This window comes from Streptomyces sp. NPDC017520, from assembly GCF_044329855.1.
In the GTDB taxonomy this organism is placed as follows: domain Bacteria; phylum Actinomycetota; class Actinomycetes; order Streptomycetales; family Streptomycetaceae; genus Streptomyces.
Genome location: NZ_JBIRKB010000002.1, coordinates 1 through 24,519, shown reverse-complemented (window position 1 = coordinate 24,519; position 24,519 = coordinate 1). Strand labels below are relative to the sequence as shown.

25 protein-coding genes and 1 pseudogene are annotated in these 24,519 nt (G+C 70.2%); 17 read left to right on the top strand and 9 right to left on the bottom strand.

The features are described 5' to 3' along the window. Positions 1-43 precede the first annotated feature (43 nt). Together ACH4KB_RS04180 and ACH4KB_RS04175 are read right to left on the bottom strand one after the other, a co-directional pair. Positions 44-1,438 (bottom strand): metallopeptidase TldD-related protein, encoded by a 1,395-nt coding sequence (locus ACH4KB_RS04180; RefSeq protein ID WP_398063405.1) that lies wholly within the window; start codon positions 1,436-1,438, stop codon positions 44-46. Positions 1,439-1,544: 106 nt separating this feature from the next. Further along, positions 1,545-3,068 carry a TldD/PmbA family protein gene (locus ACH4KB_RS04175; protein ID WP_398063403.1) on the bottom strand — a complete coding sequence of 508 codons (1,524 nt, stop codon included), beginning with the start codon at positions 3,066-3,068 and terminating at the stop codon, positions 1,545-1,547. 216 nt (positions 3,069-3,284) lie between these two features. Here ACH4KB_RS04175 and fabG point away from each other — a divergent pair, with 216 nt between their 5' ends. The 3 genes from fabG to ACH4KB_RS04160 all read left to right on the top strand — a co-directional run bounded on the left by fabG (position 3,285) and on the right by ACH4KB_RS04160 (position 5,344). Next, positions 3,285-4,004: a 3-oxoacyl-[acyl-carrier-protein] reductase gene (fabG, locus tag ACH4KB_RS04170; RefSeq protein WP_398063401.1), complete on the top strand. Its 720-nt coding sequence runs from the start codon at positions 3,285-3,287 to the stop codon at positions 4,002-4,004. Positions 4,005-4,009: 5 nt separating this feature from the next. Then, a complete protein-coding gene (fabI, locus tag ACH4KB_RS04165; RefSeq protein WP_398063399.1) occupies positions 4,010-4,777 on the top strand; it encodes an enoyl-ACP reductase FabI in 768 nt (255 codons plus the stop codon). A gap of 195 nt (positions 4,778-4,972) precedes the next feature. Beyond that, positions 4,973-5,344: a hypothetical protein gene (locus tag ACH4KB_RS04160; RefSeq protein WP_398063397.1), complete on the top strand. Its 372-nt coding sequence runs from the start codon at positions 4,973-4,975 to the stop codon at positions 5,342-5,344. Here the strand turns inward: ACH4KB_RS04160 and ACH4KB_RS04155 are convergent. Beyond that, complete coding sequence (locus tag ACH4KB_RS04155) at positions 5,319-6,056, bottom strand: FadR/GntR family transcriptional regulator (RefSeq protein WP_398063395.1); 738 nt, start codon at positions 6,054-6,056, stop codon at positions 5,319-5,321. The genes ACH4KB_RS04160 and ACH4KB_RS04155 overlap by 26 nt on opposite strands. A 134-nt stretch (positions 6,057-6,190) precedes the next feature. Here ACH4KB_RS04155 and ACH4KB_RS04150 point away from each other — a divergent pair, with 134 nt between their 5' ends. The 4 genes from ACH4KB_RS04150 (at position 6,191) to ACH4KB_RS04135 (ending at position 8,605) form a co-directional block, all read left to right on the top strand. Continuing rightward, entirely contained in the window at positions 6,191-7,498 is a 1,308-nt protein-coding gene (locus ACH4KB_RS04150) for a CynX/NimT family MFS transporter (protein WP_398063394.1), read from the top strand. A gap of 17 nt (positions 7,499-7,515) precedes the next feature. After that, the gene (locus tag ACH4KB_RS04145) at positions 7,516-7,632 is read left to right on the top strand and encodes an SGM_5486 family transporter-associated protein (protein WP_007446146.1); all 117 of its coding nucleotides are present in this window, start codon (positions 7,516-7,518) and stop codon (positions 7,630-7,632) included. Between the two features lie 152 nt (positions 7,633-7,784). Beyond that, entirely contained in the window at positions 7,785-7,994 is a 210-nt protein-coding gene (locus tag ACH4KB_RS04140; protein WP_398063392.1) for a hypothetical protein, read from the top strand. 92 nt (positions 7,995-8,086) lie between these two features. Then, complete coding sequence (locus tag ACH4KB_RS04135) at positions 8,087-8,605, top strand: SixA phosphatase family protein (RefSeq protein WP_398063390.1); 519 nt, start codon at positions 8,087-8,089, stop codon at positions 8,603-8,605. Between the two features lie 174 nt (positions 8,606-8,779). Here the strand turns inward: ACH4KB_RS04135 and serB are convergent, their stop codons facing one another. After that, the gene (gene serB, locus ACH4KB_RS04130) at positions 8,780-10,066 is read right to left on the bottom strand and encodes a phosphoserine phosphatase SerB (protein WP_398063388.1); all 1,287 of its coding nucleotides are present in this window, start codon (positions 10,064-10,066) and stop codon (positions 8,780-8,782) included. 409 nt (positions 10,067-10,475) lie between these two features. On the opposite strand from serB, the gene ACH4KB_RS04125 reads away from it, so the two are divergent. Continuing rightward, positions 10,476-13,100 (top strand): FHA domain-containing protein, encoded by a 2,625-nt coding sequence (locus tag ACH4KB_RS04125; protein WP_398063386.1) that lies wholly within the window; start codon positions 10,476-10,478, stop codon positions 13,098-13,100. A 76-nt stretch (positions 13,101-13,176) separates the two neighbouring features. Here ACH4KB_RS04125 and ACH4KB_RS04120 read toward each other — a convergent pair whose 3' ends face one another. Then, entirely contained in the window at positions 13,177-13,974 is a 798-nt protein-coding gene (locus ACH4KB_RS04120) for a transglycosylase SLT domain-containing protein (RefSeq protein ID WP_398063384.1), read from the bottom strand. A 461-nt stretch (positions 13,975-14,435) separates the two neighbouring features. Here ACH4KB_RS04120 and ACH4KB_RS04115 point away from each other — a divergent pair, with 461 nt between their 5' ends. The 3 genes and pseudogenes from ACH4KB_RS04115 to ACH4KB_RS04105 form a co-directional block, all read left to right on the top strand. Further along, the gene (locus ACH4KB_RS04115) at positions 14,436-15,581 is read left to right on the top strand and encodes a GAF domain-containing sensor histidine kinase (RefSeq protein WP_398063382.1); all 1,146 of its coding nucleotides are present in this window, start codon (positions 14,436-14,438) and stop codon (positions 15,579-15,581) included. Then, complete coding sequence (locus ACH4KB_RS04110) at positions 15,574-16,218, top strand: response regulator (protein ID WP_398063380.1); 645 nt, start codon at positions 15,574-15,576, stop codon at positions 16,216-16,218. Before ACH4KB_RS04115 ends, ACH4KB_RS04110 begins: the two co-directional genes overlap by 8 nt. Positions 16,219-16,228: 10 nt before the next feature. Then, positions 16,229-16,416, top strand: a pseudogene (locus ACH4KB_RS04105) (chaplin family protein); the annotation flags it as partial. Between the two features lie 247 nt (positions 16,417-16,663). Here the strand turns inward: ACH4KB_RS04105 and ACH4KB_RS04100 are convergent. Continuing rightward, positions 16,664-17,449 (bottom strand): hypothetical protein, encoded by a 786-nt coding sequence (locus ACH4KB_RS04100; protein ID WP_398063378.1) that lies wholly within the window; start codon positions 17,447-17,449, stop codon positions 16,664-16,666. A gap of 132 nt (positions 17,450-17,581) precedes the next feature. Here ACH4KB_RS04100 and ACH4KB_RS04095 point away from each other — a divergent pair, with 132 nt between their 5' ends. The 4 genes from ACH4KB_RS04095 (at position 17,582) to ACH4KB_RS04080 (ending at position 20,966) form a co-directional block, all read left to right on the top strand. Next, positions 17,582-18,379, top strand: coding sequence for an ABC transporter ATP-binding protein (locus ACH4KB_RS04095; RefSeq protein ID WP_398063376.1), 798 nt, complete (start codon positions 17,582-17,584; stop codon positions 18,377-18,379). 132 nt (positions 18,380-18,511) lie between these two features. Further along, positions 18,512-18,940: an NfeD family protein gene (locus ACH4KB_RS04090; RefSeq protein WP_279570894.1), complete on the top strand. Its 429-nt coding sequence runs from the start codon at positions 18,512-18,514 to the stop codon at positions 18,938-18,940. Between the two features lie 163 nt (positions 18,941-19,103). Next, positions 19,104-20,114 carry an SPFH domain-containing protein gene (locus ACH4KB_RS04085; RefSeq protein WP_398063374.1) on the top strand — a complete coding sequence of 337 codons (1,011 nt, stop codon included), beginning with the start codon at positions 19,104-19,106 and terminating at the stop codon, positions 20,112-20,114. A gap of 78 nt (positions 20,115-20,192) precedes the next feature. Further along, positions 20,193-20,966 carry a sulfite exporter TauE/SafE family protein gene (locus tag ACH4KB_RS04080; protein WP_398063372.1) on the top strand — a complete coding sequence of 258 codons (774 nt, stop codon included), beginning with the start codon at positions 20,193-20,195 and terminating at the stop codon, positions 20,964-20,966. 109 nt (positions 20,967-21,075) lie between these two features. On the opposite strand, the gene ACH4KB_RS04075 is transcribed toward ACH4KB_RS04080, so the two are convergent. The 3 genes from ACH4KB_RS04075 to ACH4KB_RS04065 all read right to left on the bottom strand — a co-directional run bounded on the left by ACH4KB_RS04075 (position 21,076) and on the right by ACH4KB_RS04065 (position 23,108). Then, a complete protein-coding gene (locus ACH4KB_RS04075) occupies positions 21,076-21,585 on the bottom strand; it encodes an HNH endonuclease (RefSeq protein ID WP_398063370.1) in 510 nt (169 codons plus the stop codon). Between the two features lie 138 nt (positions 21,586-21,723). Continuing rightward, positions 21,724-22,260, bottom strand: coding sequence for a YbhB/YbcL family Raf kinase inhibitor-like protein (locus tag ACH4KB_RS04070; protein WP_398063369.1), 537 nt, complete (start codon positions 22,258-22,260; stop codon positions 21,724-21,726). A gap of 65 nt (positions 22,261-22,325) precedes the next feature. Continuing rightward, positions 22,326-23,108, bottom strand: a complete 783-nt coding sequence (locus ACH4KB_RS04065) for a sporulation protein (protein WP_398063367.1) — start codon at positions 23,106-23,108, stop codon at positions 22,326-22,328. An 87-nt stretch (positions 23,109-23,195) separates the two neighbouring features. On the opposite strand from ACH4KB_RS04065, the gene ACH4KB_RS04060 reads away from it, so the two are divergent. Together ACH4KB_RS04060 and ACH4KB_RS04055 are read left to right on the top strand one after the other, a co-directional pair. Then, a complete protein-coding gene (locus ACH4KB_RS04060; RefSeq protein WP_398063365.1) occupies positions 23,196-23,849 on the top strand; it encodes a DNA-3-methyladenine glycosylase in 654 nt (217 codons plus the stop codon). 198 nt (positions 23,850-24,047) lie between these two features. After that, entirely contained in the window at positions 24,048-24,332 is a 285-nt protein-coding gene (locus tag ACH4KB_RS04055; RefSeq protein WP_398063363.1) for a hypothetical protein, read from the top strand. Positions 24,333-24,519: the final 187 nt, after the last annotated feature.

Below are 24,519 nucleotides of genomic sequence, written 5' to 3'. Positions count from 1 at the left end.
ACTGGCAGAGATGCTGGTAGATGTACGGGTCAGTCTAGGCGGGTCACACCCCCGGGCTGACCGAGCTCATGTTGAAGTCCGGGATGCGCAGGGCGGGCATCGCGGCCCGCGTGAACCAGTCGCCCCACTCGCGCGGCAGCGTCCTCTCCGTCCGACCGGCCTCCGAGGCCCGCGACAGCAGGTCCACCGGCGACTCGTTGAAGCGGAAGTTGTTCACCCCGCCGACCACCTCGCCGTCCTCGACCAGATAGACACCGTCCCGGGTCAGCCCCGTCAGCAGCAGCGTCGCCGGGTCCACCTCGCGGATGTACCAGAGGCAGGTCAGCAGCAGCGCCCGCCCGGACGTCGCGGCGGCCATCTCCTCCAGCGACCGCTCGCCGCCGCCCTCCAGCAGCAGGTTGTCGATGGCCGGGGCGACCGGCAGCCCCGTCAGGCCCGCGGTGTGCCGGGTCGTCGTCAGCCGCTCCAGCTTCCCTTCCCTGACCCAGTCCGTCGGGGCCAGCGGCAGTCCGTTGTCGAAGACGGAACCGCTGTCGCCGGAGGAGTGGGCGATCACGAACGGCGCCGACTCCAGCCCCGGCGCGTGCGGGTCGCTGCGCAGGGTCAGCGGAAGCGGGGCGAGCGTCTCGCCCAGCCGCGTACCGCCGCCCGGCGTGGAGAACACCGTCCGGCCCTCCACGGCGTCCCGCGCGGTCGACGACCAGAGCTGGTAGATCAGCAGGTCCGCGACCGCGGCCGGCGGCAGCAGCGTCTCGTACCGGCCGGCGGGCAGCTCGACACGCCGCTCCGCCCAGCGCAGTCGCTGCGCCAGCTCCGCGTCCATCGCCGCCGGGTCGACGTCCTGGAAATCCCGGGTCGCCCGGCCCGCCCACGCGGAGCGCGTACGGTCCGGCGATTTCGCGTTCAGCTCCAGCGTCCCGTTCGGCTGGTCGTGGCGCAGCCGCAGCCCCGTCGACGTCCCCAGGTAGGTGGAGGTCAGCTCGTGGTTCGCGAAGCCGTACAGCTCGCGGCCCCCGGCCCGGGCGCGCGCGAAGGCGTCGCCGAGCGCCGGGGCGAAGTCGGCGAAGACCTCCGAGCCGGTCTCGGCGGGCGCGTCCGTGAAGTCGGGCGATGAGGGCGCCCCGCTCACCAGCGGCTGCGCGTCCTCCGCCGGATCCGCGCCCCGTGCGGCGGCCTCGGCGGCCCGCACCAGCGGCTCCAGGTCGCCCCGGGTCACCGCGGACCGGGAGACGACGCCGGACGCCGTGCCCTTCGCCCCGTCCACGGTCGCGATGACGGTCAGGGTCCGCCCCCGGGTCACCCCGTTCGTGGTGAGCGCGTTGCCCGCCCAGCGCAGATTGGCGGAGGACTGCTCGTCGGCGATGACCACCAGGCCGTCCGTGGTGGACAGCTCCAGAGCCCGCTCGACGATCTCGTACGGCTTGCTGACGCGGCTCATCGTCCGGCCTCCTGCGTCGTATTGAGACTGTGCCTACCCGGGGGGCACTGCATCTGACTGCGGCTGCGCCGCGGGCCGGACCCCCGGCCGGTTCCGTGGTCGCCGTTCATCGTCCGGCCTCCTGCGTCGTATTGAGGATGTTGACGCCCCGGAAGAGGGCGGAGGGGCAGCCGTGCGAGACCGCCGCGACCTGGCCCGGCTGGGCCTTGCCGCAGTTGAACGCGCCGCCGAGGACGTACGTCTGGGGGCCACCGACCTTCTCCATCGAGCCCCAGAAGTCCGTGGTCGTCGCCTGGTACGCCACGTCGCGCAGCTGCCCGGCCAGCCGGCCGTTCTCGATACGGAAGAACCGCTGCCCGGTGAACTGGAAGTTGTGGCGCTGCATGTCGATCGACCAGGACCGGTCGCCGACCACATAGATCCCGCGCTCCACCCCGCCGATCAGGTCCTCCGTCGACAGTCCGCCCGGGTCCGGCTTCAGGGACACGTTCGCCATGCGCTGTACGGGGACGTGGCCCGGCGAGTCCGCGTACGCGCAGCCGTTGGAGCGGCCGAGGCCCGTCAGCTTCGCGATGCGGCGGTCCAGCTGGTAGCCGACCAGGGTGCCGTCCTTCACCAGGTCCCACGACTGCGCCTCGACGCCCTCGTCGTCGTACCCGATCGTCGCGAGCCCGTGCTCGGCCGTGCGGTCACCGGTCACGTTCATCACGGGGGAGCCGTACGCCAGCTTGCCCAGCTGGTCGAAGGTGGCGAACGAGGTACCGGCGTACGCCGCCTCGTACCCCAGCGCCCGGTCCAGCTCGGTGGCGTGGCCGATCGACTCGTGGATCGTCAGCCACAGGTTCGACGGATCGACGACCAGGTCGTACGTCCCCGCCTCGACGCTCGGCGCGCGCATCTTCTCCGCGAGCAGCCCGGGGATCCGCTCCAGCTCGTCGTTCCAGTCCCAGCCCGTCCCGGTCAGGTACTCCCAGCCCCGGCCCGCGGGCGGCGCGATGGTCCGCATCGAGTCGAACTCACCGCTCGTGCCGTCCACCGCGACGGCGGTGAACTGCGGGTGGATCCGCACCCGTTGCTGCGTCGTGACGGTGCCCGCCGTGTCCGCGTAGAACTTGTTCTCGTGCACGGCCATCAGGGACGCGTCCACATGCGCGACCCCCTCCGCGCCCAGCAGCCGCCCGCTCCACTCGGCGAGCAGCGCCGCCTTCTCCTCGTCCGGTACGGAGAAGGGGTCGACGTCGTACGCCGAGACCCAGGTCCGCTCACCGTGCACCGGCTCGTCCGCCAGCTCGACCTTCTCGTCCGACCCGGCGGCGGCGATCACCTTCGCCGACAGCTTCGCCATCGCGACGGCCTGCGAGGCCACCTTCGCGGCGGCGTCCATCGTCAGGTCGACGCCCGAGGCGAACCCCCAAGCACCGCCGTGCACCACCCGCACCGCGTACCCGAGGTCCGTGCTGTCCGACGCGCCGGCCGGGCGGGCGTCCCGCAGCCGCCAGGAGGCGCTGCGCACCCGCTCCAGCCGGAAGTCGGCGTGGGTCGCGCCCAGCGCCCGCGCTCTGGCGAGCGCCGCGTCGGCCAGCGCGCGCGACGGCAGGGCCAGGAATGACTGATCTACCTCGTGGGGCACAGGGAGTTCCCTTCTCGATACACCACGGCAGTGAACCATGCCGGAGGGTGACCGCACCGGGGGATATCGAGGACCCGTGGGTCGACCACCTACCCGCGTGGACTGTAGGAACCCGACAGCACCCCGGACAAGCCACTGTCAGGGACCGCTTCCTCGATCGGCGCACGGTACCGATAGGTTTTCGATGTACCAGACCGCCAAGGAAAGGGTGATCCGATGAGCCGCTCGGTTCTCGTCACCGGAGGAAACCGGGGCATCGGCCTCGCCATCGCCCGCGCCTTCGCCGACAACGGCGACCAGGTCGCGATCACCTACCGCTCCGGAGAGCCGCCCCAGGCGCTCACCGAAGCCGGTGTCCTCGCGGTCCGCTGCGACATCACGGACGCCGAGCAGGTGGAGCAGGCCTACAAGGAGATCGAGGAGAAGCACGGTCCCGTGGAGGTGCTGGTCGCCAACGCGGGCATCACCAAGGACCAGTTGCTGATGCGGATGTCGGAGGAGGACTTCACCTCCGTCCTCGACACCAACCTCACGGGCACCTTCCGGGTCGTCAAGCGCGCCAATCGCGGCATGCTGCGCGCCAAGAAGGGCCGTGTCGTCCTGATCTCCTCCGTCGTCGGCCTCCTCGGCTCGGCCGGCCAGGCCAACTACGCCGCCTCCAAGGCCGGGCTCGTCGGCTTCGCCCGGTCGCTGGCCCGTGAACTCGGTTCGCGGAACATCACCTTCAACGTCGTCGCCCCCGGTTTTGTCGACACCGACATGACCCAGGTGCTCACCGAGGAGCAGCGCGAGGGCATCGTGTCCCAGGTGCCGCTCGGCCGCTACGCGCGGCCCGAGGAGATCGCCGCCGCGGTGCGCTTCCTCGCCTCCGACGACGCGTCGTACATCACTGGAGCCGTCATTCCCGTTGACGGCGGATTGGGCATGGGTCACTGATCACCATGAGCGGAATTCTCGACGGCAAGCGCATCCTGATCACCGGGGTGCTGATGGAGTCGTCCATCGCGTTCCACGCCGCGAAGGTGGCCCAGGAGCAGGGGGCCGAGGTCATCCTGACGGCCTTCCCCCGCCCCACCCTGACCGAGCGCATCGCCAGGAAGCTGCCGAAGCCGGCCAAGGTCATCGAGCTGGACGTGACCAACCAGGAGCACCTGGACCGGCTCGCCGGCCTGGTGCGCGAGGAGCTCGGCTCCCTGGACGGCGTCGTCCACTCCATCGGCTTCGCGCCGCAGGACGCGCTCGGCGGCAACTTCCTCAACACGCCGTTCGAGTCCGTCGCCACCGCGATGCACGTCTCGGCGTTCTCCCTGAAGTCGCTGGCCATGGCCTGCAAGCCGCTGATGAGCGAGGGCGGCTCGATCGTCGGCCTCACCTTCGACGCCCAGTACGCCTGGCCGCAGTACGACTGGATGGGCCCGGCCAAGGCCGCGCTGGAGGCCACCTCCCGCTACCTCGCCCGCGACCTGGGCAAGGACGGGCTGCGCTGCAACCTGATCTCCGCCGGACCGCTCCGCTCCATGGCCGCCAAGTCCATCCCGGGCTTCGAGGAGCTGGCCGACGTCTGGAACACCCGCGCCCCGCTGGCCTGGGACATGAACGACCCGGAGCCGGCCGGGCGCGGCATCGTCGCCCTGCTCTCCGACTTCTTCCCGCGCACCACGGGCGAGATCATCCACGTCGACAGCGGCGTGCACATGATGGGCGCCTGACCGCGCCTGACCGCGCACGGCCCCGCCCGACGGCCCCCGGCCGCGTGCCCCTCCCGGTTCTCCGGGGGCGGTACGCGGCCGGGGGCCGTTCACACTCCGTGGCCTCCCGGGGCCTCTCCGGTCGAAAAGTCGGCCGATCCACCGCAGAATGAGGAGGAACCGGACTTCTTGTCAGGCTGCGGGAGGGAGATCGCCATGCGTCCCACGCGCCGCCGAACCCATCTCCTCCTGGCCGCCCCGGTGGTCGCCGCCGCCCTCGCCGTCCCTCTGGGAGTCCATGCCGCCAGGGGAGCCGACTCCGGTACGGAAGCGGAGCCCCCGAAACCCGAACCGGCCGGCTCGGAGTGCCGTACCTCCGTCGAGGGCTCCCGGGTCGTCGCCTACTGCCACAACCCCTACCCCTCCACCGACCTGGTCCGGCTGCACACCGAATGCGACCGCTGGTGGGACGTCGACGCGGACGGGGCGGCGGTCGCGGTGGAGCCCGGCCGGACCGTACGTCTTGAGGACCGCTGCTGGAAAGAGGTCGCCACGGCGTGGGTCAGCCACTGTCCCGCCCCGCTGTGAGGGGACCCGGGGCGGCCGCGCCGAGGCCGTCGGCCGGTGCGGTGCGCGGCTCCAGCCACTTCAGCGCGTGACTCGCCGCCTCCTCCGCCGCCGTGTCCGCGTCCCCGGCCCGGATCGCCTCCACCAGCCGGCCGTGGTCCATGTGGTTCTCCGGCCGCAGTTCGGGGCCCACATCGCCGCGCAGATAGTCGCGCAGCAGATCCCCGAGGTCGGCGTACAGCTCGGTCAGGACGTCGTTGTGCGAGGCCGCGACCACTGCCAGGTGCAGCGTCGCGTCCGCCGCGACGAAGGCCTCCGTGTCGCCCGACGCCCAGGCCTCCTCCCGGCGCGCCATCACCGCGTCCAGCTGCCGCAGATCCCGCTCGGTGCGCCGGGCCGCCGCCAGCCGCGCCGCCGACGACTCCAGCGTCGAGCGCAGCTCGGCGATGTGCCGGGGGTCGGCGGCGGCGAACCTGCGGTGCATCACCCCGGCCAGCTCGCTCGTGGCGACCACGTACGTGCCGGAGCCCTGCCGGATGTCCAGGAGCCCGTTGTGCGCGAGGGCCCGCACGGCCTCGCGGACGGTGTTACGGGCCACGCCCAGCTGCTCGACCAGCTCGGGCTCGGTCGGAATCCGCGAGCCGACGGGCCACTCGCCCGAGGTGATCTGATTCCTCAGCTGGGCGATCACCTGGTCGGAGAGTGCCGAACGCCGCGGGGACGTCAACGCCATGGTGCTCCTTGCTCGGGGCCTGCCCGGGGGCCGGGCGGGAAGGGTGTCGGGGCCGGATTCTCTCAGGCGGGCGCGGAGGTCAGTGGATGGACGGGAGTGGACAATCAATCATCCCATGATTCTATGATGGCATCATGCCGGACGATGAAACGCAGACCCCGACCCTGAAGAGCGGCCCCGCCACGCGCACCGCCCACGAACTCCGCACCCCGCAGCTCCCTGGCGAGGGCGAGCCTCCCGCACCCTGGCTGCTGCGCCTCATCGCTGTCGGACTCGTCCTCGCCGCTCTGAACCTCCGCCCCGCCATCACCAGCCTCGGCGCCCTCCTCGAAGAGGTCCGCGAGGGGCTGCACATGAGCGGGAGCGTGGCCGGCGTCCTCACCTCCGTACCGCCGCTCTGCTTCGCGGTCTTCGGCATCATGGCGCCGCGCCTGGCCCGCCGCTTCGGCGCGGGCGCCGTGGTCTGCGCGGGCATGGCCGCCATCGCGGCCGGCCTGCTGATCCGTCCGTACATCGGCTCCACCGCCGGGTTCCTGGCCGCGAGTGCGCTGGCCCTGATGGGCATCGCCGTCAGCAACATCCTGATGCCGGTGATCGTCAAGCGCTGGTTCCCGGACCGCGTCGGCACCATGACGGGCCTCTACTCCATGGCCCTGGCGCTCGGCACCGCCCTGGCAGCCGCCGTCACCGTCCCCGTCACCGGGGCGCTGGGCGGCGACTGGCGAACGGGACTCGTCGTCTGGGCCGTGCTCGCCGTCGTCGCGGTGCTGCCCTGGATCGTCCTCGTACGCGACCGGACCCCGGCCCCCGGACAGCCGGCCCCCGCTCCGGGTCCGGCCGCCGCGCCCACCGGGGCGCCGGGGCTGCGGATCACCCGCAGCCGTACCGCCTGGGGCCTGGCCTGCTTCTTCGGGCTCCAGGCCACCGCCGCGTACATCACCATGGGCTGGATGCCGCAGATCTTCCGCGACGCCGGGGTCTCCGCCGGCACGGCCGGACTCCTGCTCGCGGTCACCATGGCCATGGGCGTCCCGCTCGCCTTCGTCATCCCCCGGGTCGCCTCCCGGCTCAAGCAGCAGGGCCCCATCGTCGTCGTCCTCGGCCTGTGCGGCCTGATCGGCTACGGCGGCCTCTACCTCGCCCCCGCCGCCGGCGCCTGGGCCTGGGCCCTGCTCCTCGGCGTGGCCAACTGCGCCTTCCCGCTCGCCCTTACCATGATCGGCATGCGGGCCCGGTCCGGCGCGGGCGTGGTCCGGCTCTCCGCCTTCGCCCAGTCCACCGGCTACCTGATCTCGATACCGGGTCCGCTGCTCGTCGGCGTGCTCTACCAGCACAGCGGCGGCTGGGGGCTGCCGATCGCGCTGATGGCGGGCCTCATGGTTCCCCAGATGGTGGCCGGGATCCTCGCCGGCCGGGACCGGACGATCGAGGACGAATGCTGAGATGCGACACTGACCTCATGCCAGTGCTCGATCCGAACCCCCAGAACGGCCAGAAGAAGCTTCTCCTCGTGTTCGGGGCGATGCTCCTCATCACCGTCGTCATCGGTGTGATCGCCACGATCGCCTCCCCCTGACGCCCGAGACCCTGAAACCCGAGGGGTGGGGCTAGCACCACCTCCCCTAGGGGGCCAGGTTCAGGGTGAAGTGGGTGGGTCACCGGATGGGGCCGACCGCCTCCGGTCCGTAGGTTCTTCGGTGACGACCCGATGACTTGACGGAGGCGGACATGCCGACACCTACGCACACCAGGTCCCACCGACCGGCCGCGGACGGTGTCGAGATCCGGCTGCCCTGGTGGGCCGTCGCCCTGCCCGCCCTCGCGTTCGCCGCTCTGCTGCTGATGATCCTCAGCCCCGGACAGGCCCAGGCCGCCACCACCTCAGATCCCGCGCTCGGACAGCTGATCGAGCGGACCCTCCAGCTGCTGTCCCGTTGAGGCGAATCAGCCCCGGACCAGCGCGCCAACTCCCCGGACGAGCACGTCAACACCCTGCGCCGGAGGCCGCGTTTCATGCGAAGCTGAGGTGTATGAGCGTCGAGACACCTCGCAGGATCGTCCTTCTCCGGCATGCCAAGGCGGAATGGTCACAGGCTTCCGATCATGAGCGTCCGCTGGCCGAGCGCGGCCGCAAAGACGCACCCGTGGCCGGCCGCAAGCTCGCCGATTCCGGCATCGATTTCGATCTGGCCCTCTGCTCCACTGCCGCCAGGACGCGGGAGACCTGGAAGCTGGCGGTCCATGAATTCTCCCAGCGACCCCGGACCGTCTACGAGGAGAGGCTGTACGAGGCCTCCCTCGGCGAACTGATCGCCCTCTTCAACGAGACCCCGGACGAGGTGCGCAGCCTCCTGGTCATCGGCCACAACCCCGGGATGCACGGGGCAGCCGACGCCCTCTCGGGCTCGGCCGAGGGCGACACCCTGGCCCGGATGACCCGGGACGGCTTCCCCACCGCCGCCTATGCCGTGGTCGAGTTCCCCGGCTCCTGGAAGAGCGTGGAGCACGGGGCCGGCAAGCTCACCGAGTACTGGACGCCGAACGACTGAGCGCCCTACCGGCCGCCGGACGACCGGCCGCCCGGTACCGCTCGCCCCAGGAACGCGCAGGGCCCAGGCGCCTATCCGTCGGGGCCCTGCCGCGTACGACCGAGGCGACCGCGTACGACCGAGGCGACCGCGTACGACTCCGAAACCGGCGGCCGGGGCGGCGGGCCGGGGCCGTCAGTCGACGAGACCGTCCGCCGCCTCGACCTCTTCACGGGTGATGCCGAGCAGGTAGAGCACGGTGTCCAGGAACGGCACGTTCACCGCGGTGTGCGCCGCCTCGCGGACCATCGGCTTGGCGTTGAAGGCGACGCCGAGCCCGGCGGTGTTCAGCATGTCGAGATCGTTCGCCCCGTCCCCGATCGCCACCGTCTGGGCCAGCGGCACCCCCGCCTGCTCGGCGAAGCTCCGCAGCAGCCGGGCCTTGCCCGCCCGGTCCACCACCTCGCCGACGACCCGTCCGGTGAACTTGCCGTCCACCACCTCCAGGGTGTTGGCCGAGGCGAAGTCGAGGCCGAGCCGTTCCTTCAGGTCGTCCGTGACCTGGGTGAAGCCGCCGGAGACGACGCCGACCTGGTAGCCGAGCCGCTTCAGCGTACGGATCAGGGTGCGGGCGCCGGGGGTGAGACGCACCTCGGCGCGGACCTTGTCCACCACCGACGCGTCCAGACCGGCCAGCAGCGCGACCCGGGCGTGCAGGGACTGCTCGAAGTCCAGCTCGCCGCGCATCGCCTGCTCGGTCACCCGGGCGACCTGCTCCTCGCAGCCCGCGTGCGCCGCGAAGAGCTCGATCACCTCGTCCTGGATCAGCGTGGAGTCGACGTCCATGACCACCAGCCGCTGAGCCCGGCGGCTCAGCCCGGCCGAGACCACCGCGACGTCCACACCGATCTCCGCGGCCTCGGTCGCCAGCGCGGTCCGCAGCTTCGCGGTCCCGGTCCCCGACACCGCGAACTCGACGGCGGTGACCGGATACTTCGCCAGCCGGAAGATACGGTCGATGTTCCCGCCGGTCGAGGTGATGGTGGCCGCTATGGCGGCGGTCGACTCCGCGGTCAGGGGGTGTCCCAGCACCGTCACATGGGAACGGCCGTCACCGCGGGGGCGGTTGTCGCCGATACCGGAGATGATCTCGGCCTGCAGCGTCAGGGAGTCGGCCCAGCTGTGCACGGTCGCCCGTAGATCGCCCTCGGTGGTCCCGCCCGCGGTGGGCGAGGTGACCAGAGCGCACAGCACGATGCGGCCCCGGGTCACGACCTGTTCGATGTCCACGACGTCGACGGCGTACGCGGCGAGGGTGTCGAAGAGCCCGGCGGTGATGCCGGGGCGGTCCTTGCCGAAGATCTTGACGAGAAGCGTGGGTGCGTCGCCGCCCGGAGGGATCCCGCCTCCGGGGCCGTCGACCCGGCGGGGCCCAGGGGGCTCAGAGGACGAGAGGGGCTGAGGTGGCTGAGATGCGCTCATGGTGCTCCCACCGTATCGGTCCCACCGGCTCCTCCGGCCGCCCGTCCCGAGTGCCGGACGGAATTCGCCCCGGCGTTGTCCGCTGCGCCGAGCGACGGTCCCGCGGCCTCGGCCCGGGGACGTGGGACGTTGCGGATCTGGCCGGTACGGGTCTTGCGCTCGGACAGGCCACCTGTCTTGTTTTCGCCGTTATACGGTCGATGAACCTTCTCTGGGAGGTAACTGGACCTTCATCCGTACTTCATCCGTTCCATAGCTGTTTCGCTCCCCGGTACCCGGGTGTTCGCACAGGTCTCCGCGCGCTCTTCACCCGCCCGACTTTCGGATGGGGGACTGGTCCTGGAATAGTTCCCCACGATGTTCAGCATCCCTAGACTCCCTGCGACGGGGGTATCACGGGGGACAACTAGTGGGGCGCGGAGTGCCGGAACTCGTACTGGAATTGAATGGCAACACCTGGACGCTCGATCCGTCCAGGTCGTACACCCTTGGACGTGATCCTCAGGGCGACCTGGCGATCGACGATGCCAGGGTGTCGTGGCGGCATGCCACGATCAGCTGGAACGGCCGTAGTTGGTTCATCGAGGACCACGGCAGCACCAACGGCACCTATGTGCAGGGTCAGCGGATCCAGCAGGTGGAGATCGGCCCCGGCTCGGTGCTGCATCTGGGCAACGCCACCGACGGGCCCCGGGTGAGCCTCAGCCCCGCCGCGGGCGCCGGTGTCGCCGGCGGGCACGCGGCCGGTGCTCAGCAGGCACCCGTGCCTCAGCCCCACCACCAGCCCCAGGGGGGCGGCGCGGGCTGGCAAGGACAGCAGCCGCCGGCGCATCAGGCTCCTGCCCAGCATCAGGCCCCTGCCCCGCACCAGGCCTGGCAGCAGCAGCCGCAGGCGCCGCAGCAGCAGGTCCCGCCGCAGCAGCCCTCGCACCCCTCGCACCAGAAGGTGCCGCACCAGCAGAGCCCCGGGCATCCGGCCGGACCGGGACAGGGCGGCGCCGCGGGGGCGCCGCCGGTCTACGGTGACCGCAGCCCGACCACGTTCCACCAGCTGGCCCTCGGCCGGGTCATGCGCATCGGTCGTGCGCTGGAGAACGACCTGGTCGTCTCCGACCTCCAGGTCTCCCGCCACCACGCCGAGTTCCACGCGACGCCCGACGGCCGCTTCGAGATCCGCGACCTCGGTTCGCACAACGGCACGTACGTCAACGGTCTGCCGCTCCACAAGTCCGGCTCCGCGCTCATCGGCGCGAACGACATCGTCGGCGTCGGCCACTCGACGTTCCGGCTGGTCGGGGACCGGCTGGAAGAGTTCGTCGACACCGGTGAGGTCTCCTTCTCCGCCCGCCACCTGACGGTGACGGTCGACGGCGGGAAGCAGATCCTCAAGGACGTCTCCTTCGGCGTCCCCGAGAAGTCGCTGATCGCGGTCATCGGTCCGTCCGGTTCCGGAAAGTCCACCCTGCTCAAGGCGCTCACCGGCTACCGGCCCGCCAACCAGGGTGACGTCCTCTACGACAACCGAAACCTCTACAAGCAGTTCGCCGAGCTGCGCCAGCGCATCGGTCTGGTCCCGCAGGACGACATCCTGCACAAGGAACTGACCGTCACCAAGGCCCTCAAGTACGCGGCCAAGCTCCGCTTCCCCGCGGACACCACCGAGGCCGAGCGCCAGTCCCGGATCACCGAGGTCCTCGCCGAGCTCAAGCTCGACATCCACAAGGACAAGAAGATCACGTCGCTCTCCGGCGGCCAGCGCAAGCGCGTCTCGGTCGCCCTGGAGCTGCTCACCAAGCCCTCGCTGATCTTCCTGGACGAGCCGACCTCCGGCCTCGACCCGGGCATGGACCGCGATGTCATGCAGCTGCTGCGCGGCCTCGCCGACGACGGTCGCACGGTACTCGTGGTCACGCACTCGGTCGCCGAGCTGGCGATCTGCGACAAGCTCCTCGTCATGGCCCCCGGCGGTTCCGTCGCCTACTTCGGTCCGCCGGAGGAAGCGCTGAACTTCTTCGGCTACACCAGCTGGGCCGACGTCTTCTCCGCCTTCGAGAACTACCGCGACTACGACTGGGCGGGCCGCTGGCGCGGGTCGCAGCACTACCAGATGTACGCCGCCGACATCGACGCGGTCGCGGCCCAGCCGGTCAACATGCCGCCGCCGCAGCAGATGCGCCCGCCGAAGCCGCAGGGCTGGATGGCGCAGCTGTGGACGCTGATCCGGAGATACTCCTCCGTCATCGCGTCCGACAAGGGCTTCATGGGCCTGATGCTGATCCTGCCCGCCGTGCTGGGCGTGGTCAGCGTGGTCATCCCGGCGGAGTTCGGTCTCGCCGAGCCCGACCCGCCGTCCCGGTTCAACGGCAAGGCCGGAACGATCATGCTGATCCTCGCGGTCGGCATGTGCTTCTCCGGCGCCGCCAACTCCGTACGAGAGCTGATCAAGGAACGGGTCATCTACGAACGGGAGCGGGCCACGGGCCTGTCCCGCTCCGCGTACCTGATGTCCAAGGTGATCGTCCTCGGCGTGATCACCGCGTTCCAGGGCGTGATCATCTGCGGCATCGGCTTCGCCACCCGCGATCTGCCCGCGGAGGGCCTGATCATGCCGCCGGCCGTCGAGATCTGCCTCTCGATCATCGCGCTGGGCTTCACCTCGATGATGTTCGGCCTGGTCATCTCCTCGCTGGTGAAGACCGCCGAGAAGACGATGCCGCTGCTGGTCATGTTCGCGATCATCCAGGTCGTCTTCACCGGCGTGCTCTTCCAGGTGTACGGGTCGCCGGGTCTGGAACAGTTCGCCTGGCTGATGCCGTCCCGCTGGGCGATGGCCGCGGCCGGCACCACGCTGGACCTGGCGCACCTGATGCCGCCGTGGGACCCGAAGAACCCCACCGACCTCGACCCGCTGTGGGAGCACACCGCGGGCCAGTGGGGCATCAACATCGCCGTGCTGCTCGCGCTCGGCGTGATCTGCGGCATCGCGGTCGCGCGCCTGCTGCGGCGCCACGAGCCCGAGGTCATGCGCAAGTAGAGTCCCGCCGGGACGGAACGACGCCGGAGGCCGGCACCCCGAGGGGTGCCGGCCTCCGGCGTGTGTACGGCCGGACTCAGTACGCGCTGTCGACGTTGTCCATGGAGCCGTAGCGGTCGGCCGCGTAGTTGCAGGCGGCGACGATGTTGGCGACCGGGTCGTACAGGTCCTTCTTGGTGCCCGCCACGTGGTAGCGGTCGAAGGTCGGCTGGATCACCTGGAGCAGGCCCTTGGACGGGATGCCGTTCCGGGCGTTGATGTCCCAGTTGTTGATGGCCCAGCGGTTACCGCTGGACTCCCGGATGATGTTGCGGTGGATCCCCTCGTAGGAGCCGGGGATGCCTTCCTTCTTCATGATCGACATGGCCTCGCGGATCCAGCCGTCCAGGTTGTTCGCGTAGACGGGCTTGCGCGGGGTGGAGCGGTTCGCGGCCTCGGTGCCGCGCTTCTTCGCGTCCGCCTTGGCCTTGGCGGCCTTGTCCTTCGCTTCGGCGGCGGCCTTCGCCTTCGCCTTGGCGTCCGCGGCGGCCTTGGCCTTCGCCTCGGACGCGGCCTTCGCCTTCGCGGCGGCGGCCTTGGTCTCGGCGGCGGCCTTCGCCTTGGCGGCGTCGGCGGCCTTCACCAGCTGCTCGGCGGTGGAGTGCTGCTCGAGCATGCTGTTCTGCACGGTCCTGGCCTGGGCGGAGCCCGCGGCGTTGGTGAAGGCCACGGGCGCGGCGGCGGCCGCTGCCTGCGGGGCGATCTCGGCCTCGGCGTTCGACGGGACGAGCGAGAAGGTCAGGGCGGCGACGCCAAGGGCCGACACACCGGCCACGGAGATCTTCTGGACCTTGTTCAGACGACGGACACGGCTGGGTATGCGAGTCGCAGACATGTAGGGCTACCTCTTCGAATGCGCAGGGTGTCCTCACGGAGGACGAGACCGGAGGTGGTGATGCGTACCTCCGTCGGGGACGAGAGCAATTCTTAGCGGCAGCAAAATCGCGTGGCAAAGGTGTGACGTACGAAGGTGAGTAGTGGAAGAGGACCCCGTTCGTCCGAATTGACCCCCCTGTGTGCCCGCCCAAATCGCCCTTATGTGCCCACTAGGTACGTTCGTAAGTGACGTAGGCCCTATGCCTGGGCTCACATCGGCGACGTAACGGTCTCACCACTCGTTGCTGGAGCAATTCGGAGCGTCACGTTCCTCGTCCGGCAGGATGAGGCGGACGCAGGCCCCGGGCAGTCCTACGACCTTCGGCGGAGGGGCCCGCGGCCCGGACCTAGGCGCATCGCACCTCCACCACCGACCCCGGCCCGATACGACCGCGCGGCCCCCGCCGGTACGGTGATCCCATGAGTCATCGCCCACCGTCGGGCCTCGCCGCGGTGAGTGCCGCGCTCCTCGCCATGAGCCGGCACCTCGAAGTGGGCGACGTCCTCAAGACGATCGTCGCCTCCGCCCGTGAACTGCTCGACGCCCAGTACGCCGCCCTCGGCGTCCCGGACGACCACGGCGGCTTCGCCCAGTTCGTCGTCGACGGCGTCAGCGACGAACAGTGGAAGGCCATCGGTCCGCTGCCCCGCCAGCACGGAATCCTCGCCGCGATGCTCCACCAGGCGAAGCCCGAGCGCCTCGCCGACGTCCGCAAGGACCCCCGCTTCGAGGGTTGGCCCGACGCCCACCCCGACATGTCCGACTTCCTCGGCCTGCCCATCACGGACGGCGACGAGATCATCGGAGCGCTGTTCCTCGCCAACAAGCTGTGCCCCAAGCCCGCGGGCGGCTGCGGCTTCACCGCCGAGGACGAGGAACTGCTCCAGATGTTCGCCCAGCACGCGGCCATCGCGCTCACCAACGCCCGCCTCTACGAGCGCAGCCGTGAACTGACCATCGCCGAGGAACGCTCCCGGCTGGCCCACGAACTGCACGACGCGGTCAGCCAGAAGCTGTTCTCGCTCCGCCTCACCGCCCAGGCCGCCACCGCCCTCGTCGACCGCGACCCGGTCCGTGCCAAGGGCGAGCTCCAGCAGGTCGCCGCCCTCGCCGCCGAGGCGGTCGACGAGCTGCGGGCCGCCGTCGTGGAACTGCGGCCCGCCGCCCTCGACGAGGACGGGCTCATCGCCACCCTCCGCACCCAGATCCAGGTCCTGGACCGGGCGCACGCCGCCGCGGTCGCCTTCGAGAGCCGCGGAGTGCGCGCGCTGCCCGCCGCCCAGGAGGAAGCGCTGCTCCGAGTCGCGCAGGAGGCCCTCCACAACGCCCTGCGCCACTCCGGTGCGGAGCGCGTGAGCGTCACCCTGGTCCGGCGCGGCACCGACACCGTCCTCCGTGTCACCGACGACGGGGCGGGCTTTGACCCCACCGCAGTGCGGCGGGCGGGCCGCCACCTGGGCCTCGTCTCCATGCGCCACCGGGCGAACAGCGTCGGCGGCCGACTCACCGTTGCCTCGGAGCCCGGCAAGGGCGCCACGATCGAGATGGAGGTCCCCGGTGGCTGACAAGATCATCAGGGTGCTGCTGGTCGACGACCATCAGGTGGTCCGCCGCGGACTGCGTACGTTCCTGGAGATCCAGGAGGACATAGAGGTCGTCGGCGAGGCGTCCGACGGTGCGGAGGGCGTGGCCCGGACCGAGGAGCTCCGCCCCGACATCGTGCTGATGGACATCAAGATGCCCGGCACGGACGGCATCGAGGCCCTGCGCCGCCTCCGGGAGCTCGACAACCCCGCGAAGGTGCTCATCGTCACCAGCTTCACCGAGCAGCGCACGGTGGTCCCCGCCCTGCGCGCCGGAGCCTCCGGTTACGTCTACAAGGACGTCGACCCGGACGCCCTGGCCGGGGCGATCCGCTCGGTCCACGCCGGTCACGTCCTGCTCCAGCCGGAGGTCGCGGGAGCGCTGCTCGCCCAGGACGACGCGGGCACCGGCACGGGCCGGGGGAGCACGCTCACGGACCGGGAACGCGAAGTCCTCGGCCTCATCGCTGACGGGCGTTCGAACCGCGAGATCGCCCGTGCGTTCGTCCTCTCGGAGAAGACGGTCAAGACGCATGTGTCGAACATTTTGATGAAGCTCGACGTGGCCGACCGGACCCAGGCGGCGCTGTGGGCGGTACGCAACGGAGCGGCGGGCTGACGTCGTCGCCGCCGGCGCCGCCTCCGCCACCGGCCACAGCGGCGCCGACGCCCACGGCGTGGCCACCCACTCCCCGGGCGTCGCCGGCGGCAACCTCGCACAGGTTCCCGTCGCCGTCCCGGTGAACGTGGTCGGCAACACGGTCAACGCGGTGGGCCTGCTCAACCCGGCCGTCGCAACTTCGGCCTCAACCACTGACCCACCCCCAAGGGCCCGTCCGGCCCGCACCAAGCCCGTCCGGCACGCACCCAGCCGGTCCGGTACGCACCCAGCCCGTCCGGTACGCACCCAGCCCGTCCGGCACGCACCCAGCCCGTCCGGCGCTTGAGGACGGAACCCTCGCCCCGGGGGGCCCGAGCCCTACCCCGGGGCCGTGGCCGCCGGGCCGGCCGCACCCATACGCACCCCAGCCCGTCCGGCGCTTGAGGACAGAAGGCCCGCGGGCCTACCGCCGAACCTCCCCGTCCTCCACATACGCGTTGTACGCCGCCACCTGAGCCCGCCGAGCCACCCGCTCCACCGGCCGCAACGCCTCCCCCCGCGCCGCGATCTCCGACGCGCTCACCGCACCGCCGTGCCCGTTCTCGTACGCCACCGAGACCAGCAGCCCCACCCGCTGCGCCATCTCCAGCACCCGCACCGCCCGCGGCGGATACCCGGGCGCCAGCACAACGCGCCCCCGCTCCGCCCGAGCCCGGTACGCGTCCACCGCGGCCTCCGCCACCGGCCCCGAACCGGCCACGTCCAGCCGCGACAGCACCGCCGTCGCATCCCGCAAGGCCTCCGCCAGCTCCCGCTCCGCCTCGCCCAGCGACGGCACGTCCGCGGGCGGCGCCTCCCGTACCGGCAGCACCCGCCACACCACCTCGACGTGCAGATCCCCGGCCGGCCCCGCCTCGGTGACCTCCGGCACCAGCCCGTACGCCACCCCGTACGCGACCACCGCCTCCTCCGCCTCCAGCGCCCGCGCGTTGAAATCGGGCGGACCGCTCAGCCCCAGCGGATGCCCCGGCACCGGCAGCGCCACCCGGAACCCGGTCGCCCCCAACCCCCTCAGCCGGCCGAGCGCCAGCGTGAGCCCGACCGGCCCCGCCTCACCCGGCAGTCCATCGACGCGGTGCACCGCGTCCTCCCCGACAATCGCGAGGGCCGCCTCGTCCGGCGAGACGAGTCCCGCCAGAAGCGCGTTTCCCCAAGCGGCCAACAACCCTGAACGTGGTTCGACAAGCATGCGGACAGCCTAGGCAACGCCTGGAAACGGCCCTCACGCCTGGAGCACTCGCGCGGTGGCGTAGGTTTTCCCTGGGAGCCGTGCCCACCGGCACGCGACGATCGACGAGACTGCATGGGGAGACAACGCGCCATGAGCGATGTACTGGAGCTGGTGGACGTATCCGTGGTCCGCGACGGACGCGCTCTGGTGGACGACGTCTCCTGGTCGGTCAAGGAGGGGGAGCGCTGGGTCATCCTGGGCCCCAACGGCGCCGGCAAGACGACCCTCCTCAACCTCGCCTCCAGCTACCTCTTCCCGAGCACCGGCACGGCCACCGTCCTCGGCGAGCGGCTCGGCGGCGTCGGCACCGACGTCTTCGAGCTCCGCCCCCGGATCGGCATGGCGGGCGTGGCGATGGCCGACAAGCTGCCCAAGCGCCAGACGGTGCTGCAGACGGTCCTCACCGCCGCGTACGGCATGACCGCCACCTGGCACGAGAACTACGAAGCCGTCGACGAGGAGCGCGCCCGCGCCTTCCTCGACCGCCTCGGCATGACCGAGTATCTGGACCGCAGGTTCGGCACGCTCTCCGAAGGAGAGCGCAAGCGCACCCTGATCGCCCGCGCCATGATGACCGACCCCGAACTGCTGCTCCTGGACGAGCCCGCCGCCGGGCTCGACCTCGGCGGGCGCGAGGACCTCGTACGCCGCCTCGGCCGCCTCGCCCGCGACCCGCTCGCCCCCTCCATGATCATGGTCACCCACCATGTCGAGGAGATCGCGCCCGGGTTCACCCACGTCCTGATGATCCGCCAGGGCAAGATCCTCGCCGCCGGCCCCATGGAGACGGAGCTCAGCTCCCGCAACCTCTCCCTCTGCTTCGGACTGCCGCTCATCGTCGAGCACACCGGCGACCGCTACACCGCCCACGGCCTCCCGCTCTCCTGACCCCGGCTCCGCCGCGCACAGCCCTCGCGCCGGGTGCCGACAGGCCCCCGCGCCACGATCGGCGTGCCGTGCACCGCAGTTGGCCACCCGTGCGCCCTGTCGGTGACGCACCGACAGTCCTACGATGACCATGTGGACATCGACGCATGGGTGTGGTGGCTGATCGGCGCGGTGGGACTGGGCATCCCCCTCGTGCTGACCGCGATGCCCGAATTCGGAATGTTCGCCGTCGGGGCGGTGGCCGCATCGGCCGTCGCCGCCCTCGGCGGCGGGATCGTCGCCCAGGTTCTGGTTTTCGTCCTGGTCTCGGTCGCGCTGATCGCCGTCGTGCGCCCGATCGCCGCCAGACACCGGGCCGGACAGGCAGGGCACGCCAGCGGCATCGACGCGCTGAAGGGACGTCAGGCGGTCGTGCTGGAGCGGGTATCGGCCTCCGGAGGCCGCATCAAGCTCGCCGGTGAGGTCTGGTCGGCCCGCACGCTCGACTCCGACCAGGTCTTCGACCCCGGCAGCCAGGTCGACGTCGTGGACATCGACGGAGCGACGGCCGTCGTCATGTGACCGAACCATGCACGTGGCGGGCCCAGATCTGCCAGACTCGAAGTCGATCATGTCGATCACCATGCGACCCGGACCGGCCCGCAACGCACGGATCACGGGCCCCCATGAGCACCGACCCCGATCACCGCGATCCACCGGCCAACCGAAGGGCACGAGAGACACCATGAACTCGATCATCATCGTTCTGATCATTCTGGTGGTGCTCGTCTTCATCGCCCTGATCAAGACGATTCAGGTCATCCCACAGGCCAGCGCCGCCATCGTGGAGCGGTTCGGCCGCTACACCCGCACCCTGAACGCGGGCTTGAACATCGTCGTCCCGTTCATCGACTCGATCCGCAACCGGATCGATCTCCGTGAACAGGTGGTGCCCTTCCCGCCGCAGCCGGTGATCACCCAGGACAACCTGGTCGTCAACATCGACACCGTCATCTACTACCAGGTCACCGACGCCCGCGCCGCGACCTACGAAGTCGCCAGCTACATCCAGGCGATCGAGCAGCTCACCGTCACCACCCTCCGCAACATCATCGGCGGCATGGACCTGGAGCGGACCCTCACCTCCCGTGAGGAGATCAACGCCGCCCTGCGCGGAGTCCTCGACGAAGCGACCGGCAAGTGGGGCATCCGCGTCAACCGCGTCGAGCTCAAGGCCATCGAACCGCCGACCTCCATCCAGGACTCGATGGAGAAGCAGATGCGCGCCGACCGCGACAAGCGTGCCGCGATCCTCACCGCCGAGGGCATCAGGCAGTCCCAGATCCTCACCGCCGAGGGCGAGAAGCAGTCCGCGATCCTGCGGGCCGAAGGCGAGGCCAAGGCGGCAGCCCTGCGCGCCGAAGGCGAAGCGCAGGCCGTCCGCACGGTCTTCGAGGCCATCCACGCCGGAGACCCGGACCAGAAGCTCCTCTCGTACCAGTACCTCCAGATGCTCCCGAAGATCGCCGAGGGCGACGCCAACAAGCTCTGGATCGTGCCCAGCGAGATCGGCGACGCCCTCAAGGGACTCAGCGGAGCCTTCGGGAACCTCGGCGGCGGCATGCCCGGCTTCAACACCGGCGGCAATGGCGGCAACGGGAACGGCGGTAACGGGAACGGCGGCAACGGCGGCAACGGCCACGGCTCCATCCCCGCCCCGGCGGTGGAACGACGCGAGGAACCCCCGGTCTCCTGACCCGAAAGCCCCTTCGTGCATGATCAGTGAGGCCCCTCGACCTTCATGGCGGGGAGGCGTCACTGACCACCGAAGGAGATGGCCTTGTCCATCTGGGAAATACTCGCCGTCTTCGCGGCCGGCGTCGGAGCGGGCACGATCAACACGATCGTCGGCTCGGGCACGCTGATCACCTTCCCCGTCCTGCTCGCCACCGGCCTCCCGCCGGTCACCGCGACCGTGTCCAACGCGCTGGGCCTCATCCCCGGCTCCATCAGCGGGGCCATCGGCTACCGCAAGGAACTCGCCGGACAGCGCCGACGCATCCTCAAGCTGAGCGTCGGCGCGGCGATCGGCGGCCTCTGCGGGGCGACCCTGCTCCTCGCCCTGCCCTCCACGGCCTTCGAGACGATCGTCCCGGTCCTGGTCGCCCTGGCCCTCGTCCTGGTGATCCTGCAACCACGCATCAGCAAAGCCGTCCAGCGCCGCCGCGAACACACCGGCGCCACGCCCCGCACCGACGGCGGCCCCCTCCTGTTCACCGGCCTGATGCTCGCCAGCGTCTACGGCGGCTACTTCACCGCCGCCCAGGGGATCATCTACCTGTCGTTGATGGGCATGCTGCTCGACGACACCATGCAGCGCCTCAACGCCGTCAAGAACGTCCTGGCGGCCGTGGTCAACACCATCGCCGCGCTGTTCTTCCTCTTCATGGCCCACTTCGACTGGACGGCCGTCGTCCTCATCGCGGTCGGCTCGGCCATCGGCGGCCAGATAGGTGCCAAGATCGGCCGCCGCCTGAGCCCCACCGTCCTGCGCGCCCTCATCGTCGCCGTCGGCACGATGGCCATCGTCCAACTGCTGCTCCGCTGACGTACGCGGGCCCGCCCCCTCCCAGGGACGGGCCCACGGATACACCACCCGACGTACGCCGACTACGTCACGGCTCCCCGCGGCCGCGTCGGACGATCACTCCGGCGCCCTACGCCACCGCTGCCCGCTCCAGCCACTCCGGCAGCGCCGAACGGTCGCCGGCCCCCATCGCCAGCAGCATCGCCTCGGCGGGGGAGGGGACGAACGGCTGCTTCAGCAGGGGCATCCCCGCCTGGTCCGGCGTCCGGGCGGCCTTGCGGTGGTTGTCCTCGGCACAGGAGGCCACCGTGTTCAGCCAGGTGTCCTGCCCGCCCTGGGCACGCGGCACCACATGGTCGACGGTGGACGCCCGCCGCCCGCAGTACGCGCACCGGTGCTGGTCCCGTATCAGCACACCCCTCCTGGACCACGGCGCCTGTCTTCGGAACGGCACCCGTACGTACCGGCAGAGCCGGATCACCCGGGGCACCGGAATGTCCACGGCGGCACCACGCATACGGAGCTCGGGATGCGACTGCTCGACGACGGCCTTGTCCGTCAGGATCAGGACCACCGCACGGTTGAGCGTCACTGTCGACAGCGGCTCGAAGCTCGCGTTGAGAACCAGCGTGTCCCGCATCCTGCCCACCTCCCGTGTGCCGCCCGCCCCCTGGCAGGCCCGGATCAACTCTGGCTGGGCAGGCCGCGATGGACAACGCAATAAAAAATGCCCTGCTCTGATCTCTCCAAGACCAGAGCAGGGCAAACAGCAGACGAACTAATCGCCGGTGGGAGCCTCGTACTCACCGATCAGCTGAGCACGCCCCAGTGTGTGGAACCGAAGATTGAATCCGGCCACCGCGGGAGACGCGTCGCTGTCGATGCCGAGCTTCTCGGTGTCCACCGCGTACACGGTGAACACATAGCGGTGGTTCTCCCCGGGCGGCGGCGCGGCGCCCCCGAAATCCTTGGAGCCGTAGTCGTTACGGGCCTGGACGGCCCCTTCGGGCAGCCCCTCGAACGTTCCGCTGCCCGCACCGGCCGGAAGCTCCGTCACCGAGGCCGGGACGTCGAAGAGCACCCAGTGCCAGAAACCGCTGCCCGTCGGGGCATCCGGGTCGAAGCACGTCACGGCGAAACTCCTGGTCCCCTCGGGGAAACCCTCCCACCGCAGCTGCGGCGAAGTGTTCCCACCCGCAAGCACCTGGGCATCGCCCAGCACGGCCCCCGGCGCCAGGTCGTCGCTCACCACGGTGAACGCCGGAACCTCCGGATGGAAGTCGTGCGGCAGCGGGGCCCTCTTCGGCTCGGTCACGTCTCGCACCTCTCCTGATCGGTTCGTCTGCCTTCCCACCCGACCTTAGGGGGCGGTGGCGCGCTCTAGAGCCAGTTGCGCTGTCCGCCGACCTGGGCGAGCCACTGGTTGAGGTACGCGGCCCAGTCGGTCTGCTGGTAGTCGTGCAGTCCCACCTTGAACGCGCGGTAGGAGTCGCTGCCCTCGCTGAACAGCCCCGGCTTCTTGTCCATCTCCAGAATGACGTCCATCTCGCGGTCGTCGGCGACGAACGTCAGCTCCACCTGGTTCAGGCCGCGGTACTGCGTCGGCGGGACGAACTCGATCTCCTGGTAGAACGGCAGCCGCTGACGCGTACCGCGGATGTGACCGCGCTCCATGTCCGCGCTGCGGAAGCCGAAGCCCAGCTGCCGGAAGGCGTCCAGGATGACCTCCTGCGCAGGCAGCGGGTGAACGTTGATCGGGTCCAGGTCACCGGAGTCCAGCGCGCGGGCGATCTCCAGCTCGGTGGTCACCCCGATGTTCATCCCGCGCAGCTGCTGGCCGCCGAACATGGTGATCGGCGTCTCCCACGGGATCTCCAGGCCGAACGGCACCACGTGCACCGCGCCCGCCTGCACCTCGAAGGCGCCCCCGAGGCTCTGCTTGGTGAACTCGATGTCCTGCTTGGTCTCCTGATCCCCGCCCTCGACCTCGACCCGCGCCTGGAGGCCGACGGAGAGCCCCTCGATCTGCTGGGCTACCGAACCGCCCTGGATACGCACCTCGCCCTGGACGACCCCACCGGGGACGACGTTCGCCTCGGTGAGCTCGGTCTCCACCGAGGCACCGCCGGCACCCATGCTCGCGAGCAGCCGCTTGAAGCCCATAGTCACTCCTTCTAGGTTCTGACCCCTACATACGCGCCACGACGGTAGCCGGTTCCCTTCCGCGCGATCCCAGTACCCTCGGTCGCCATGACCAAGACCCCGGACCGAGCCCCACTGACACGACAGTTCTTCGACCGCTCCGTACTGGAAGTGGCCCCCGACCTCCTGGGCCGCACGCTCGTCCGCCGCAGCCCGGCGGGCACGATCGAGCTGCGGCTGACCGAGGTGGAGGCGTACGCGGGCGAGGTCGACCCCGGATCGCACGCCTTCCGGGGCCGCACCGCGCGCAACAGTGTGATGTTCGGTCTGCCCGGTCACGCATACGTCTACTTCACGTACGGGATGTGGCACTGCCTCAACCTGGTCTGCGGCCCGGAAGGCCGTGCGAGCGGGGTTCTGCTCCGGGCGGGCGAGATCAACGTCGGCGCCGCTCTGGCCCGCGACCGATGCCCCTCGGCCCGTAATGACAAGGAACTGGCCAAAGGCCCGGCCCGGCTCGCCACCGCCCTTGATGTCGACCGCGCCCTGGACGGCAGCGATCTCTTCGGCGGCCCCGCCCCGGTCCTGTCCGTACTGCACGGCACCCCGCCGCCGCGTGCCCTCGTACGCAGCGGCCCCCGCACAGGGGTGGGCGGCGACGGCGCCCACCAGCCGTGGCGCTTCTGGATCGAGGGAGACCCCACGGTGAGCCCGTACCGCGCCCACGCACCGCGCCGCCGGCCGAGCACCAAGGCAACTTGACGCACCCTCGGCAGACGCCTAATGTAGTCCGAGCCGCTTGACACGGGTACAGCTCTCGGCACAGTCCATCGGACCGGGCCGAGCCACTCGAAGCGACCAAACCACTACCTACGACTCACCCTGGCGGGTGCGAATTCGGCATGCCCGTATTCGCCCTATCGACTCGATTATGAGTTGCCAAGAGAATCGGCTAACGTAGTGAACACGCCGAAAGGCAAGGCCGCTCCGCAGGCCATCAGAAATCGAATTCGGACCGGAAACGGAACGAAAAAGAGTCTGGTAAAGTCGGACTCGCCGGAAAGGGAAAACGCGAAAGCGAAGAACCTGGAAGGTGAGAGATGCGAGACCCGCTTCGACCGGGAATCGGACACGAAAGAGTCTGATAGAGTCGGAAACGCAGGACAGCAAGACAAAGAAGAAAACGAAGGGAAGCGCCCGGAGGGCCCCGGTGAAACGGGACCGAAGGAAGCGTCCGTTCCTTGAGAACTCAACAGCGTGCCAAAAGTCAACGCCAGATATGTTGATACCCCGGCCTGCTTCGGCAGGTTGGTGGTTCCTTTGAAAGTCCTGCCGGCTCACTTCGGTGACCGACAGGCAATTACACAGCGAGGACGCTGAGAACAACGGGTCTTATTCCGACCGGTTGTTCCGCTCTCGTGATGTGTGCACC